The sequence below is a fragment of the Marinobacter sp. genome, assembly GCF_041984545.1.
Lineage (GTDB): Bacteria > Pseudomonadota > Gammaproteobacteria > Pseudomonadales > Oleiphilaceae > Marinobacter.
This window is the reverse complement of record NZ_JBHIXV010000027.1, coordinates 1-12,673: the sequence shown is the minus strand read 5'-3', so window position 1 is coordinate 12,673 and position 12,673 is coordinate 1. Positions and strand designations below refer to the sequence as shown.

The following is a 12,673-nucleotide window of genomic DNA, read 5'->3' as shown; positions in this document are numbered from 1 at the left end:
ACATGGCTACATGGGCGATCAGTGGCGTGGCAGAGTCAGGGTAACGTGCAGGCCGCCGGTGGGCCGATTGCTGATTTCCAGCTCACCGCCGTGGCTCTGGGCAATGTTGCGTGCAATCCCGAGGCCCAGGCCAAACCCCTGGTGCTGGTTCTTGTCCAGCCGGTAGTACGGCTCGAAGATACGGGCCAGTTGGTCTTCTGAGACGCCGGGCCCCTCGTCCTCCACATGGATTCTCAGTTCACCGTCCGAGTCCTCGATTCGCACCAGCGCCCTGTTCCCGTACTTGACGGCGTTGTCCACCAGGTTGCCAAAACACCGCTTCAACGCCAGTGGCTTGCCCCGGTAAGCCCGGCAATGGCCCTGCACGGTCACCTGCCCCGGGCCATCGCCCTGATAGGCCTCGGCCATGCCCCGCAGCATCCGCTCTACATCCACCGGCTCGGCATTCTCGTGGATGTCGCTGTCCTTGATGGACTGGAGCGCGTTCTTGGCCAGCAATTCCAGTTCCCGCAGGTCGGCCTCCAGGCGTTCGCGCATGGCGTCGTCCTCGATCAGGTCAACCCGCAACCGCAGCCGGGTAATCGGCGTTTTCAGATCGTGGGAAATGGCGCGGAACAGCTGGTTGCGATCGCTGATGTAGCTCTGCAGGCGCCGACGCATGGTGTTGAAGCTTCGGGTCACCGCCACGATTTCCGCGCTACCCTTCTCCACCAGGGGCGGCTGGTTATCCTCCAGGGGCAGATCCCGGGCGGCCCGGGCCAGCCTGCGCAGCGGGCGTGTCTGCTGCCGGATCAGCCAGGCCAGCACTGGAAAGAGAATGGCGATCATGACCACCAGGAACAGGATCTGCTGGCCGGGTATGCCTTCATCCTCCAGGGACACGTACGGGGCCGGCAACGCGGCCGCCAGGTACAGCCATTCGTCCTCTGTCACCTCTACCTGGGTGACCAGAACGGGAGGGTTCAGTGGCTCCAGGGTGAGTGCGTAGTGGGCCCAGGACTGCGGCAGGGCATCCAGCGGCATCTCGCTGTTGAGAATGCGCAGATTGGCGGGATCCACGAAATCCACATGCAGATTGATCCGATTGCCGAGTCGCCGGCGCAATACTGACTCCACCTCTTCCGTGACCAGCCGCTTCCGTTCGGTATCCGGCAGGGGCGTCATGTTGATACGCCGGTCGTTGAGAGAAACGAAGAAGCGGGTGCCGCCCATATCGCGGAGCTGGTCCAGGACAATATGCCGGTACTCCAGGGGCAGCGAATTGAAAAACTGAGCGGTGGCCGCGGCGGATTGGGCCAGGTTGCGGGTTGTAGCGACCAGACCCTGCACCTGCTGGGCCCGGAAGGTGGCAATCCAGGCGACACTGGAAATGATCTGGGCACTGGCCATGGCCAGCAGGGTCAGCAACAGCACCCGCCCCAGCAGAGACGAGGGAAACCAGCGCCGACCGGATCCTGCGGACTCTCCCCGGTTATTCAGAGACATGGCTCACCGTTGCCGCCAGCAGATAACCGGCGCCCCGCACGGTCTTGATCAGCCTGGGGTTGCGCCCCTGGTCGCCGAGCCGCTGCCGGAGCCGGCTGACAGCCACGTCGACCACCCGATCCAGCGGCATGGATTCGCGGCCACGGGTCACATCGGAGATGGTGTCACGATCCAGTACTTCGTTGGGGTGGCTGAGAAACAGCTGGAGCAGTGCGAAATCGGCAGCCGAGAGCGCCGTGCTCTGCTGGTTCTCGTCGATCAGTTCGTGGGCCAGGGTGTCCAGGCGCCAGCGATCGAATAACACGTAGCGCGGGTTGTCCGATCGGGAGAAACTGGCCCTGCGCAGCAGCGCCTTGACCCGGGCCTGCAATTCCCGGGCACTGAAGGGCTTGGCCAGATAGTCGTCGGCCCCCAGCTCCAGACCAACCACCCGGTCGGTTTCGTCCGAGCTGGCCGTCAACATGATGATCGGTACGCGACTGTGCTCACGGATCTGCCTACACAGGGTGAAACCATCGTCACCGGGCAGCATGACATCCAGCACAATCAGATCGACATGCGCCGCGTCCAGTTGCCGCCACATCTGTTCACCATCGCCGGCGGTCCTGACGTCATAGCCAACCCGGGAAAGGTGTTCCCCAAGCAGCTCAAGGATGGCGGCATCGTCGTCCACCACCAGGATCGATGCTTTCCTGTCATTCACAGCATGGCCCTTTTTGTTTTTGATGGCCCCAAGAATATGTCCAAAAGTTGTGAGGCAAAAGCCCCGAATTGGTGCTAGCCTCCAATCAGGATTGTCGACAACATGGACGCGGTCCCCTCTATGACACTTAGACTGGCATTGGGCCTCACCACGGCGCTGGTCTATTCCGTATGCCAGGCCCAGACACCGACACTGAAACTGCTGACCTTTGAAAGCCCGCCCTATCAGATGGCGGGACCGGGCGCTGATGGCTCCAGCCTGGTGGTTGGCGAAACCGCCAATACCGTGGCCTGTGCCGCCAACCGAGGCGGCTGGGCGACGCGCATCCGGATTGCCCCCCAGAATCGGGCCATCCACTCACTTGAGCGCAAAATGATTGATGGCTATTTTGCCATCGATCCGTCCTCAGAGCTCGACACCATAGCAAAACGCAGCGACCCGGTGGCGCTGGAGAAGTGGTATTTCTTCAGCCGGGACAACCGGCCGTTCAGCCGGGATCTTCGCATCGGAGTGGTCTCCGGCAGCAACGAGGAAGCCTGGCTCGAAGCCAATGATTACCGGATCTTCCTGAGCGTGTCCTCGCCGGCCCAGCTAATCGCCCTCCTCAAGCGCGACCGGATCGATACCGCACTGATGGATGAGCGGGTCATGGACCGCCTGCGCCAGACCAATGATTTCATTGACCCACAACTGAACACCCACTTCGTTCGCTATGCGCCCCTGTATCTGTACCTGAGCGAGACCTTCACCTCGGATCATCCGGAGTTCCTCGGTACGTTCAATCGCGCGCTGACCAAATGCATGGCGGGCCAACTCGCGCTGTCCGATGAGGAAGAGCGGCGTATTACCAAACTCTCGGAACGCCTGTTCAGGGAGTTGAACAGTATCCTGGATATTCATCAGATCATTGAGGCGGGGCCCCGGCAGGAAAGCTTTACCGACGTGATGACCATCGACAGCCAGTGGCAGGCACTGTCTCCTTTCCAGACACCGGATCTGGCTGAGGAGATCCTGGCCCTGCCAGGCTCCCGGGCCCTGCACGCCTGGCAGCAGTCTCACCCGGGGCTGATCACCGAAGTCATGGTGGTGAACGACATGGGCACGCTGGCCGCCATCAGCCAGCTCACCTCAGATTATTGGCAAGGCGACGAGCCCAAATTCCAGGAAGTCATGGGAGGCGCCGGATCAAGCGCCCCCGCGGAACAGTCTCTGTTCATCTCACCCATTCGTTACGACACCTCGGCGGCACGGTTTCAGGTTACCGTCAGCACAGCGGTACCCTCCGCCAATGGCGAGAAAGCCGAGGGCGTCATTGTCATTGGCCTCGGTATCGAGGACGCCCTGAGCGAATACGAGCGCCAGTGAGGTTCCTTATAGTGGCCCGATCCTAAGGCGGCCCCACCTCACAGGCCAGCACCAGCGCCCAGAACTCCGAGAAATCGTTCACCACGACATCCGGCTTGTCCGGGTGCTTGTGGGTGCCCGGAAAAATCTTGTTGAGCCACGGCAGGTCCCACTGGGCGCCGTTGAAGAACACCGCCGTCATGCCCGCTCGCTTGGCGGCAATCACGTCGGTGGTGCTGTCGCCCACGTACCAGACAGAAGGGTCCGGCGGATAGTCCAGTTTCTGCACCGCCAGCAGCAGCTGGTCCGGGTGGGGCTTGCGAAGCGGCGTGTCGTCGCCACAGACGTCCACATCGAACAGCTCGGTCCAGCCAGTGTCCTCCACCGCGGCCAGTTCGTGCTCGAAGAACTCGCGATCGCGGTTGGTGATTACTCCCACCTGGATGCCGAGTCGGCGAAGACCTTCCAGCACCTCTCGCACCTTGGGCTCGAACGCCTTCACAGTGCCGTAGTGTTTTCGATAGTGGTGATTGAAAGCCTTATGGGCGATCTGCTTGGCCTCCTGATCCTCCCCGAACAACACCTCGAAAATGTCCGTGCGGGAGATCTTCCGGTCGGCCTTCACCTTCGGATGGAGCTTCGCAAACTCCCGGACGTAGGCCACCAGCTTGACGTCTTCCGGGGTTTTGCTGTCTTCCGGCGCCACCATCCGGTCCATGAGCCTGAGCTTGTGAAAATCCGGCAGCATGTCGTCCACCGCGTGGTACATGGCATCCAGGGTGTCCACCAGGGTGGCGTGCCAGTCGAACAGGATCACCGCCGGGCGAATCAGCTTTACCACTGCCGGGTGCCAGTCGGGCTCGATCCGGGGCTTGGGCCGCTCGGGCGGCGGGAAGGGCCGTGGCCGGACTTCCGCCGGCGCTCGCTCGAAGGCCTCGGGCTGCCCGCGTTCCAGCAAGGCCAGCAGGTCCATCAGGTCCTCAAAGCTGTCGAGAATCGCCGCCGGAGCATCCCGGTGGGAGAACCAACTGTCAATACGGCCGGACTCCCAGCAGGCACCGTTGTAGAACACGCCGGACACCCCGGCCTTGTTGGCGGTGAGCATGTCGATGTAGCTGTCGCCCACGTACCAGGCTCGCTCATCGGCGGGCAGCCCGAGTTTCTCCAGCGCCTTGAGGATCACCTCCGGGTCCGGTTTGTATTCGGTCACGTCATCGGCGCAGACGGTGGCGTCGAACAGATTCTGCCAGCGGCCTTCGTCGACCGTACGAAGCTCCTTGTCCAGAAACTCCCGGTTCCGGTTGGTGGAGACCGCAAGACGGATGCCCATGGCCCTGAGCGCGGAAAGGTATTCATAGGCCCCGGGCTGGAACGGTTTCACTTGTCCGAAATAGCGGCGGTAGGCGGCATTGTAGGCCTTGTGGGCAATCAGCTTGGCGTCTTTGTCGTCGCCGAAAATGGCGTTGAAGATATCCGTTCGGGACACCCGCCGCTCCGCCAGTATGCGCGGATGCAGGCGCCGGAAGATGCGGATATAGCGCACCAGCCGGGCATCGTCTGCCGTGCGGCATCGGTCCTCCGGTAACAGCCGGTCCACCAGGCCCAGCTCTTCCAGTTGCGGTAACATGTCCTCCATGGCGCTGAACATGGCGTCGTGGGTGTCGACCAGCGTACCGTGCCAATCGAAGATCAGAACACCGGGTGCCGGCAGGTGATCGCTGAATCGGGCCATGGACAATCCTTCGGGGTTTCAGGAACGTACAAGTCAATAACTTCCTAAACTGTCAGTAAAAACCATTTTATCCGGATGCACAAAAAACCCCATCTTCCCGAGAAGACCTGCCCCGTTTGCAATCGCCCGTTCGCCTGGCGCAAAAAGTGGGCGAAGGACTGGGACAACGTGCGCTACTGCAGCGAACGCTGCCGGCGGGCCAGGAGCAAAGCCGAATGACTACGGTGGTCTGGTTCAAGCGGGACCTGCGCACCCGTGATCACGCTCCGCTCGTCGCGGCGGCTGCCCTGGGCGAGCCAGTCATACCGCTTTATGTAATCGAAGACGACTATTGGCAGTTGCCGGACACCAGCGGTCGCCAGTGGCTGTTTATCCGGGAATCACTGACCGACCTGGACCGTCAGCTGCGCGCCGCAGGGAGCCGGTTGTGGGTGGTGCGCGGATCGGTGCTCGAGGCCTTTAAGCAGCTTCGGGAGAGCCACGGCATCCGGCGCGTCTTCTGTCATGAGGAAACCGGCGGTCAGTGGACCTTTGAGCGGGACAAGGCGGTCATCCGTTGGTGCACCGAGAATGGCGTCGAATTTCAGGAGTGGCGCCAGTTTGGCGTGGTTCGGCGGCTGGCCGACCGGGACCTGTGGGACAATGCCTGGACGGACCTGATGCGGGCCAACACGCTGGCCGCTCCGGAAAAAATCCCGGCCGCTGAGGGCGGCCCGACCATGGACTGGCAACTGGCGCCCCAGATGCTGGGCCTGGCCGATGATTGTCCGGATCGGCAAGCTGGCGGCAGCGCCCGCGGCGAGAAACTGCTCTCGTCGTTTCTGGACCGCCGTTGTGTGGGCTACCAGTACAACATCTCCAGCCCCAATACCGCGTTCCGGGCCTGCTCGCGCCTGAGCCCCCACATCGCCTATGGCACCGTCAGCCTGCGGGAGATCTATCAGCAGGCGAAAGCGGCAGGCCAGCACCGCAACACCCTGCCCCGCAAGAAAAAGAGCCTCACCAGCTTCCGCTCCAGGCTGCACTGGCACTGCCACTTCATCCAGAAACTGGAAGACGAGCCGGAACTTGAATTCCGCGCCATGCATCGGGAAATGGAAGCGCTGAAAAACGGGCCCAACAATTCCGAACGCTTGCAGCGCTGGCAGGACGGCCAGACCGGCTGGCCACTGGTGGATGCCAGCATGCGCGCGCTCAATCACACCGGCTGGATCAACTTCCGGATGCGGGCCATGCTGATGGCGGTAGCCAGCTACCAGCTGTGGCTGCACTGGCGTGATCCCGCCCTGCACCTGGCCCGGCTGTTCACCGATTTCGAGCCCGGCATTCACTACTCCCAGACCCAGATGCAGTCCGGCCTGACCGGCATCAATGCCCTGCGCATCTATAACCCCGTGCTGCAAAGCCAGAAGCTGGACCCGGACGGTGAGTTCATCCGCCGCTGGATTCCGGAACTGGCCGGCGTGCCCAGAGAGATGATCCACACACCCCGGCTGATGACGCCACCCCAGAAAGCCCGTTACGGCGGCAATACGTACATTGCCCCGGTGTGCGATCACGAGCAGGCGGCCCGGGTGGCGCGCAAAGCGGTAGGGGAGTTTCGAAAACGGTCGGTCAGCCGGGCCGAAACCGACCGTGTGCTCAAGCGCCATGGCAGCCGGAAGGGGCCGGTACAGAAGCGCCCCGGCGTTCCTTCCAGCCCCCGAAAAGAAGACGGGCAGAGCGACCAGCTGTCACTCTTTGACTAACCTCCCTGCCCAGGGGAAGGCCCGCACAGCCGACTCAGTTGCGGTACATCTGGCGCTGGTGTTCAAGCATCTGTTCCATCATCAGCTGCATCTGGTTCATCCGGTTTTCCATCCGGTCCATACGGTGTTCGCTGTCCATGCCAGACCCACTCGACCGGTTACCCTGGGCATTGCCTGGCTGCTTCTTGCCCTGGTTCTTGCCCTGAGCCTGGTTATTCATCATGCCCTGCTGATTCCCCATGGCGCCCTGGCTGCCGTTCATGCCGCCCTGGCCCATGCCGCCGTCGCCCATCATGCCCTGCCCCATCATGCCCTGCCCCATCATTCCGGGGCCCATCATGCCGCCACGCATCATCTCCATCTGCTCGTGCATGGCTTCCATGTGCTGCTCCCTCAGACGCTCGCGCTCAGCGTTGGAGTCGGCGTTGCGCATCTGCTGCATCATCTCCTGCATTCGCGACATGTTGTCGTGCATCTGCTGCATTTGTTGCTGGTTCATCATGCCATCGTGGGGCATCTGGTCGCCGTTGCCGTGGGAAAAGGCGAGAGCGGGCAAGGCAGTAATAACAGAGTAAATGGCAAATCGACTGATTCGGTTCATGGCTCCCTCCTTATGGGTAGCGGCTTCATGCGTCCTTTTCAGTAAAGCCTATGAATCTGAATCCGGGCTGAAAAAACGGTGGCGAAGCGCGCCTGAAGGCAGCAAGTTTGATCTGGGTCAGTTCCGGCCCGGCGGCGCTCAGAGAAGAACAATTCCAAACCGCTTTACCGCCAGCGCCAGGAGGCCAAAACACGCCATGGTCAACAAAGCGCTGATGCCAAGGGAAGGCCAAAAGCCGAACCTCGACATCAGGAAGGGAAACACCAGAAACATCGGCAAAGTCGGCAATACGTACCAGAAGGTGTACCAGGCATGGTTGCTGATTTTTTCGTCTGGCTGTTGTTCCACGTATAGCCAGACCATGGCCAACACAGTCACCATCGGCAGCGCGGCGATCAAAGCGCCCAGTTTGTCGCTGCGCTTCGCAACTTCGGATACGAGCACCACCAGTGCGGCGGTGATGGCGTACTTGGTAATCAGCCAGGTCATGCATTGTCCTCTGTTGAATGAATCCGTCCAGGTCTGTTCCACGCCGACGGACTCTAGTTATCCAGGCGTGTCACCCGCAACCGAAGGGCATTAACGATAACACTCACAGAGGACAGCGACATCGCTGCCGCCGCAAAAATTGGCGACAGCAGGATGCCGAATACCGGGTACAGCACCCCCGCCGCAATCGGAACGCCCGCCGAGTTGTAGACAAAGGCGAAAAACAGGTTCTGGCGGATGTTGCGCATGGTTGCCAACGACAACCGACGCGCCTCGACAATACCCATCAGGTCGCCTCGCAGCAGCGTGATTCCGGCACTCTCGATGGCCACATCGGTGCCTGTGCCCATGGCTACGCCCACGTCTGCGGTTGCCAGAGCAGGCGCATCGTTCACGCCATCGCCGGCCATCACCACGATTCGGCCTTCATCCTTGAGGCGCTGAACAATCTTACCCTTGTCCTCCGGCAGCACCTCGGCTTCTACCTCGTCGATGTGCAGCTTGCGGGCAACCGCTTGGGCCGAGGTGCGGTTATCGCCGGTGAGCATCACCACCCGGATGCCGTCTTTCTGCAAGGCAGAAATGGCGGCCTCGGTGGTTTCCTTTACGGGGTCGGCAATGGCCAGCAGGCCGGCCACCTTCCCCTCCACGGCCGCGAAAATGACCGTTGCGCCATCACTGCGGAGCTGTTCGGCCCGCTCATCAAACGCTCGGGTGTCAACGCCCTCAGCCTCCATCAGCAGCCGGTTGCCAAGCAGCACTCGTTTGCCGTCAATGTGGCCGGTCACGCCCTTGCCATTGGGTGAATCAAAGTCCTCCACATCTGGCAGGGTAAGGTCCATTCCCTTCGCCTTTTCAAGGATGGCGTGCGCCAGTGGATGTTCACTGCCCTTTTCCAGACCGCCGGCATAACGCATCAGATCGCTGTCGCTGAAGCCCTCTGCGGTCACCAACTGAGTGACTTGTGGTTTGCCTTCGGTCAGGGTACCGGTTTTATCCACCACCACGGTGTCCACCTTCTCCATGCGCTCCAGGGCTTCAGCATCACGAATCAGCACACCACTCTGGGCACCGCGCCCAACGCCAACCATGATGGACATGGGGGTTGCCAGGCCCAGTGCGCAGGGGCAGGCAATGATCAGAACGCTCACGGCGGCAATCAGGCCGAAGGCCATAGGCGGCGTGGGCCCAAAAACAGACCATGCGATAAAGGCGATGATCGCAATCACGATGACTGCTGGCACAAAGTAACCGGCAACCTTGTCTGCGAGCCCCTGAATTGGAGCTCGACTGCGTTGCGCGCTGGCCACCATCTGTACAATCTGGGACAACATGGTATCGCGGCCCACCTTGTCGGCCCGCATGATGAAACTGCCCTGCTGATTGATGCTGCCGCCAATCACCAGGTCTCCAGCTTTCTTGCTGACCGCCAGCGGTTCGCCGGTGACCATGGATTCATCAATATTTGAACTGCCTTCAAGCACCTCACCGTCGAGGGGTACCTTGTCGCCCGGCCGAACCCGCAGACGATCGCCCACCTTGACCTGGTCCAGCGAGACATCGGACTCACTGCCGTCCTCGGCGAGTTTCCTGGCCGTGGCCGGGGCCAGATCCAGCAGGGCCTTGATGGCGCCGGAGGTTTTCTCCCGCGCCCGCAATTCCAGAACCTGGCCGAGCAGCACCAGCACCACGATAACCGCCGCTGCCTCGAAATAGACCGCCACCGAACCGTCTTCCTGGCGAAAAGCGCCCGGGAATATCTGGGGCGTCAGGGTTGCCACCAGGCTGTATATCAAGGCAACCCCGGTACCAATGGCAATGAGCGTGAACATGTTCAGGTTACGGCTGACCACCGATTTCCAGCCACGCACAAAAAAGGGCCAGCCACACCACAGGACGACGGGCGTTGCCAGCAACAACTGGATCCAGTTGGACATTTGCGGCGGTACGATGTGATCCAACCCGGTGAGGTGCCCACCCATCTCAAGAACGAGAACAGGCAGCGTCAGAACCAGCCCGATCCAGAACCGGCGCGTCATGTCGCGGAGTTCTTCCGAAGGGCCGTCGTCCAGGCTGACCTGCTCAGGCTCCAGGGCCATCCCGCAAATCGGGCAGTCACCCGGGCCCTGTTGCCGGATTTCCGGGTGCATGGGACAGGTATACATGGTGCCCGGCGCAACCGGCTCTTCCTCGCGTTTGTTTTCCACAAGGTAGCGGTCCGGATCCTGCTCGAATTTCGACTGACAGCCCGCCGAGCAGAAATACCAGGTACGACCGGCATACTGGCTGCGATGTTCTGCGCTGTGCGGGTCCACCGACATACCACACACCGGATCCTTCACGGCGTGTTCATCAGCGCCTGTCTGGCCGTGATCGTGGTTATGGTGACTGTGGTCGTGATCGTTGTGGTGATGAGCGTGCCGATGCTCAGCCATCCTGGCGCTCCTTCCTGTCTGCGGGCCAATCGGAAAAGGCTATGAAATACAGTAGACCAAGATTGATCAGGGGAACCAGGATCAGCAGCCCCAACCAGCCCGGGTAACCGGTGCGCTGGCAGATGCGCCAGGCCGGGATCACCACCACAATGGCAATCACCAGCATCCACAGCCAGTGTCCCGCCCACATGGTATTTCCGAACATATCGGTGTCCATCATGTTAAAAACCTCCCTGAAGAATTCCGGTCAATGGTGGTGCGCGCTGGTTTTCTCGTCCGCCGAGTGTGTTGCCCCTGCGGTTCCCCGAAGAAAGGCCATCTCCGCGAGGGCAATGACAATCATGGCTGCCACGGCGACCCCAATGACAAACGGATCGGTGTGGAGCTTGACCCAGACAAAGCCACCCAGAACCAGCAGGTCCAGAAGAATAGCGGTAACCGGCACCCACAGGTTTGCGTTTACCTTCTCACGCAGGTAACGAACCACGCCCCAGTGAATCGCGATGTCCATAATCAGGTAAAAAACAATTCCCAGGGCGGCGATACGGGAAAGATCGAAGAAGGCTGTCAACACCAGCCCCAGAACCACAGTGTAGACCAGCGTGTGCTTCTGGATCGTACCCGGCATTCCAAAGTGGCGATGCGGGACCAGTTTCATTTCAGTGAGCATCGCCAGCATGCGGGATACTGCAAAAATGCTGGCGAGTATCCCGCCCGCCGTCGCCATCATGGCGATCGCTACCGTGAACCACACGCCATAGTCGCCCAGTGCGGGCCTTGCGGCAGCCGCCAGCGAGTAATCCCTCGTTTCGATGATTTCGGCGAGGGACAGGTTACTGGCCACCGCAAAGCCTACCAGCGTGTAGATCACCACGCAGGAGACGATGGAGATGATGATGGCGCGGCCAACGTTGCGCTTTGGATCCTTTACTTCAGAACCGCTGTTGGTGATGGTGGTAAAGCCCTTGAAGGCGAGTATGCCCAGCGCCGTGGCGCCCAGAAAGTTGCCGAAGCTGCCAGCATCTCCGGCGCTGGAGAAGTCCACCGCCAGACTGTCGGCGATCCAGACGCCCACCAGGCCGAAGACCAGGATACCGCCGATCTTGAGAACTCCGATAAAGGAGGCAACCCCCTGGATCAACCGGTTCCCCAGCAGATTCACCAGGAACGCCGCGAGGATCAGCGATACGCCGAGAACCGGAACCATTCGACCACTGTCGTCACCTCCGAACAGCTGCATGGTGTAGGAACCGAAGGTGCGGGCGAGAAAACTCTGCGCAATCACCATGGAAAAGTACATCAGCAATGCGTTAAAGGCTGTCGGCAGTCGATTGCCGTAAGCCTTGTGCAGGTACTACATGCCGATGCCCCCGGCAGACGGCCAGGTATTGGATATCTTGATGTAGGAATAGGCACTGAATCCTACAATGAGCGCAGCCGCCAGGAACGCAAGTGGAAACAGCGCTCCTGTCATCTGCGCCATCTGTCCGGTCAGGGCAAAAATGCCCGCGCCGATCATCACGCCTGTGCCAAGCATCACCGTCCCCGGCAGCGTGAGGCTCCCTTGCTGGTAGTGCGTCGTTCTGTCCTGTGTTTTCGACATCCAGTCTCCAGTTACTTCCGTTTCATGGGTGGCATCTTGGAGCAGCAATGAGGCTTATGCTCCGCATTCGCCCGCACGTTGTCATCGGTGAAGCGGTACCAGGCCAGCTTACGCCTGACCCACCAGCTGTTCTTCAGCCGACCGCCCCGCTCGGCAACAAACACCAACAATTCGTCGGTGGACCAGTGACTCGCATCATAGGCAACCTGCAACCGGCCCGCCGGCTTGCGCTCCGCATAATCCACGCACGGATGATGATTCAGATCTTCCAGAAGGTCGTCCCATGCGGATTCCGGCAACCCCTCAACGGGCAGGGTCCGGCGCTGAAGAAAGGCACCTGAAATACTTGCTTTGTGTACTTTGGCCATCCGATTTCACCTCGCCGTTCGGTGACTTGAAAGTAATTACATCATCACTTCCTGAATTGCGGCTGAAAACGGACGATGAAGTTAGATAGATTTGAGGTGAACCAAATATTATCGAGTAGGAGGGGGAGTTACCTCCCCCGTCCTCTCACACCACCGGGCATACGG

Annotated in this window: 11 protein-coding genes and 1 pseudogene; 3 read left to right on the top strand and 9 right to left on the bottom strand. The window is 60.7% G+C overall.

All coding sequences use genetic code 11. The features are described from left to right. Positions 1-18: 18 nt before the first annotated feature. The gene (locus ACFC20_RS12900) at positions 19-1,485 is read right to left on the bottom strand and encodes an ATP-binding protein (protein ID WP_375193362.1); all 1,467 of its coding nucleotides are present in this window, start codon (positions 1,483-1,485) and stop codon (positions 19-21) included. Beyond that, positions 1,472-2,188 carry a response regulator gene (locus ACFC20_RS12895; protein WP_375193361.1) on the bottom strand — a complete coding sequence of 239 codons (717 nt, stop codon included), beginning with the start codon at positions 2,186-2,188 and terminating at the stop codon, positions 1,472-1,474. The genes ACFC20_RS12900 and ACFC20_RS12895 overlap by 14 nt, the downstream gene beginning before the upstream one ends. A 120-nt stretch (positions 2,189-2,308) precedes the next feature. Between ACFC20_RS12895 and ACFC20_RS12890 the strand changes: the two genes are divergently transcribed. Continuing rightward, a complete protein-coding gene (locus ACFC20_RS12890) occupies positions 2,309-3,553 on the top strand; it encodes a substrate-binding periplasmic protein (RefSeq protein ID WP_375193360.1) in 1,245 nt (414 codons plus the stop codon). A gap of 22 nt (positions 3,554-3,575) precedes the next feature. On the opposite strand, the gene ACFC20_RS12885 is transcribed toward ACFC20_RS12890, so the two are convergent. Further along, positions 3,576-5,264, bottom strand: a complete 1,689-nt coding sequence (locus ACFC20_RS12885; RefSeq protein ID WP_375193359.1) for an HAD family hydrolase — start codon at positions 5,262-5,264, stop codon at positions 3,576-3,578. 75 nt (positions 5,265-5,339) lie between these two features. Here ACFC20_RS12885 and ACFC20_RS12880 point away from each other — a divergent pair, with 75 nt between their 5' ends. Continuing rightward, positions 5,340-5,483, top strand: a complete 144-nt coding sequence (locus ACFC20_RS12880) for a DUF2256 domain-containing protein (protein ID WP_375193358.1) — start codon at positions 5,340-5,342, stop codon at positions 5,481-5,483. Beyond that, positions 5,480-7,012 (top strand): FAD-binding domain-containing protein, encoded by a 1,533-nt coding sequence (locus ACFC20_RS12875; protein ID WP_375193357.1) that lies wholly within the window; start codon positions 5,480-5,482, stop codon positions 7,010-7,012. The genes ACFC20_RS12880 and ACFC20_RS12875 overlap by 4 nt, the downstream gene beginning before the upstream one ends. 34 nt (positions 7,013-7,046) lie before the next feature. Here ACFC20_RS12875 and ACFC20_RS12870 read toward each other — a convergent pair whose 3' ends face one another. The 6 genes and pseudogenes from ACFC20_RS12870 to ACFC20_RS12845 form a co-directional block, all read right to left on the bottom strand. Further along, the gene (locus ACFC20_RS12870; protein ID WP_375193356.1) at positions 7,047-7,613 is read right to left on the bottom strand and encodes a hypothetical protein; all 567 of its coding nucleotides are present in this window, start codon (positions 7,611-7,613) and stop codon (positions 7,047-7,049) included. A gap of 138 nt (positions 7,614-7,751) precedes the next feature. After that, the gene (locus ACFC20_RS12865) at positions 7,752-8,102 is read right to left on the bottom strand and encodes a DUF3147 family protein (RefSeq protein WP_375193396.1); all 351 of its coding nucleotides are present in this window, start codon (positions 8,100-8,102) and stop codon (positions 7,752-7,754) included. Positions 8,103-8,155: 53 nt separating this feature from the next. Beyond that, complete coding sequence (locus tag ACFC20_RS12860; RefSeq protein WP_375193355.1) at positions 8,156-10,537, bottom strand: heavy metal translocating P-type ATPase; 2,382 nt, start codon at positions 10,535-10,537, stop codon at positions 8,156-8,158. Next, a complete protein-coding gene (locus tag ACFC20_RS12855) occupies positions 10,530-10,757 on the bottom strand; it encodes a hypothetical protein (RefSeq protein WP_375193354.1) in 228 nt (75 codons plus the stop codon). The genes ACFC20_RS12860 and ACFC20_RS12855 overlap by 8 nt, the downstream gene beginning before the upstream one ends. 27 nt (positions 10,758-10,784) lie before the next feature. After that, positions 10,785-12,140: pseudogene (locus tag ACFC20_RS12850) on the bottom strand (APC family permease). Positions 12,141-12,151: 11 nt separating this feature from the next. Continuing rightward, entirely contained in the window at positions 12,152-12,508 is a 357-nt protein-coding gene (locus ACFC20_RS12845) for a hypothetical protein (protein WP_375193353.1), read from the bottom strand. Positions 12,509-12,673 lie beyond the last annotated feature (165 nt).

Bases quoted from the DNA above. Each gene is read 5' to 3' on its own strand.
- ACFC20_RS12900 (WP_375193362.1), bottom strand. From the start codon at position 1,485: ATGTCTCTGAATAACCGGGGAGAGTCCGCAGGATCCGGTCGGCGCTGG.
- ACFC20_RS12890 (WP_375193360.1), top strand. From the start codon at position 2,309: ATGACACTTAGACTGGCATTGGGCCTCACCACGGCGCTGGTCTATTCC.
- ACFC20_RS12885 (WP_375193359.1), bottom strand. From the start codon at position 5,264: ATGGCCCGATTCAGCGATCACCTGCCGGCACCCGGTGTTCTGATCTTC.
- ACFC20_RS12880 (WP_375193358.1), top strand. From the start codon at position 5,340: ATGCACAAAAAACCCCATCTTCCCGAGAAGACCTGCCCCGTTTGCAAT.
- ACFC20_RS12875 (WP_375193357.1), top strand. From the start codon at position 5,480: ATGACTACGGTGGTCTGGTTCAAGCGGGACCTGCGCACCCGTGATCAC.
- ACFC20_RS12870 (WP_375193356.1), bottom strand. From the start codon at position 7,613: ATGAACCGAATCAGTCGATTTGCCATTTACTCTGTTATTACTGCCTTG.
- ACFC20_RS12865 (WP_375193396.1), bottom strand. From the start codon at position 8,102: ATGACCTGGCTGATTACCAAGTACGCCATCACCGCCGCACTGGTGGTG.
- ACFC20_RS12860 (WP_375193355.1), bottom strand. From the start codon at position 10,537: ATGGCTGAGCATCGGCACGCTCATCACCACAACGATCACGACCACAGT.
- ACFC20_RS12855 (WP_375193354.1), bottom strand. From the start codon at position 10,757: ATGATGGACACCGATATGTTCGGAAATACCATGTGGGCGGGACACTGG.
- ACFC20_RS12845 (WP_375193353.1), bottom strand. From the start codon at position 12,508: ATGGCCAAAGTACACAAAGCAAGTATTTCAGGTGCCTTTCTTCAGCGC.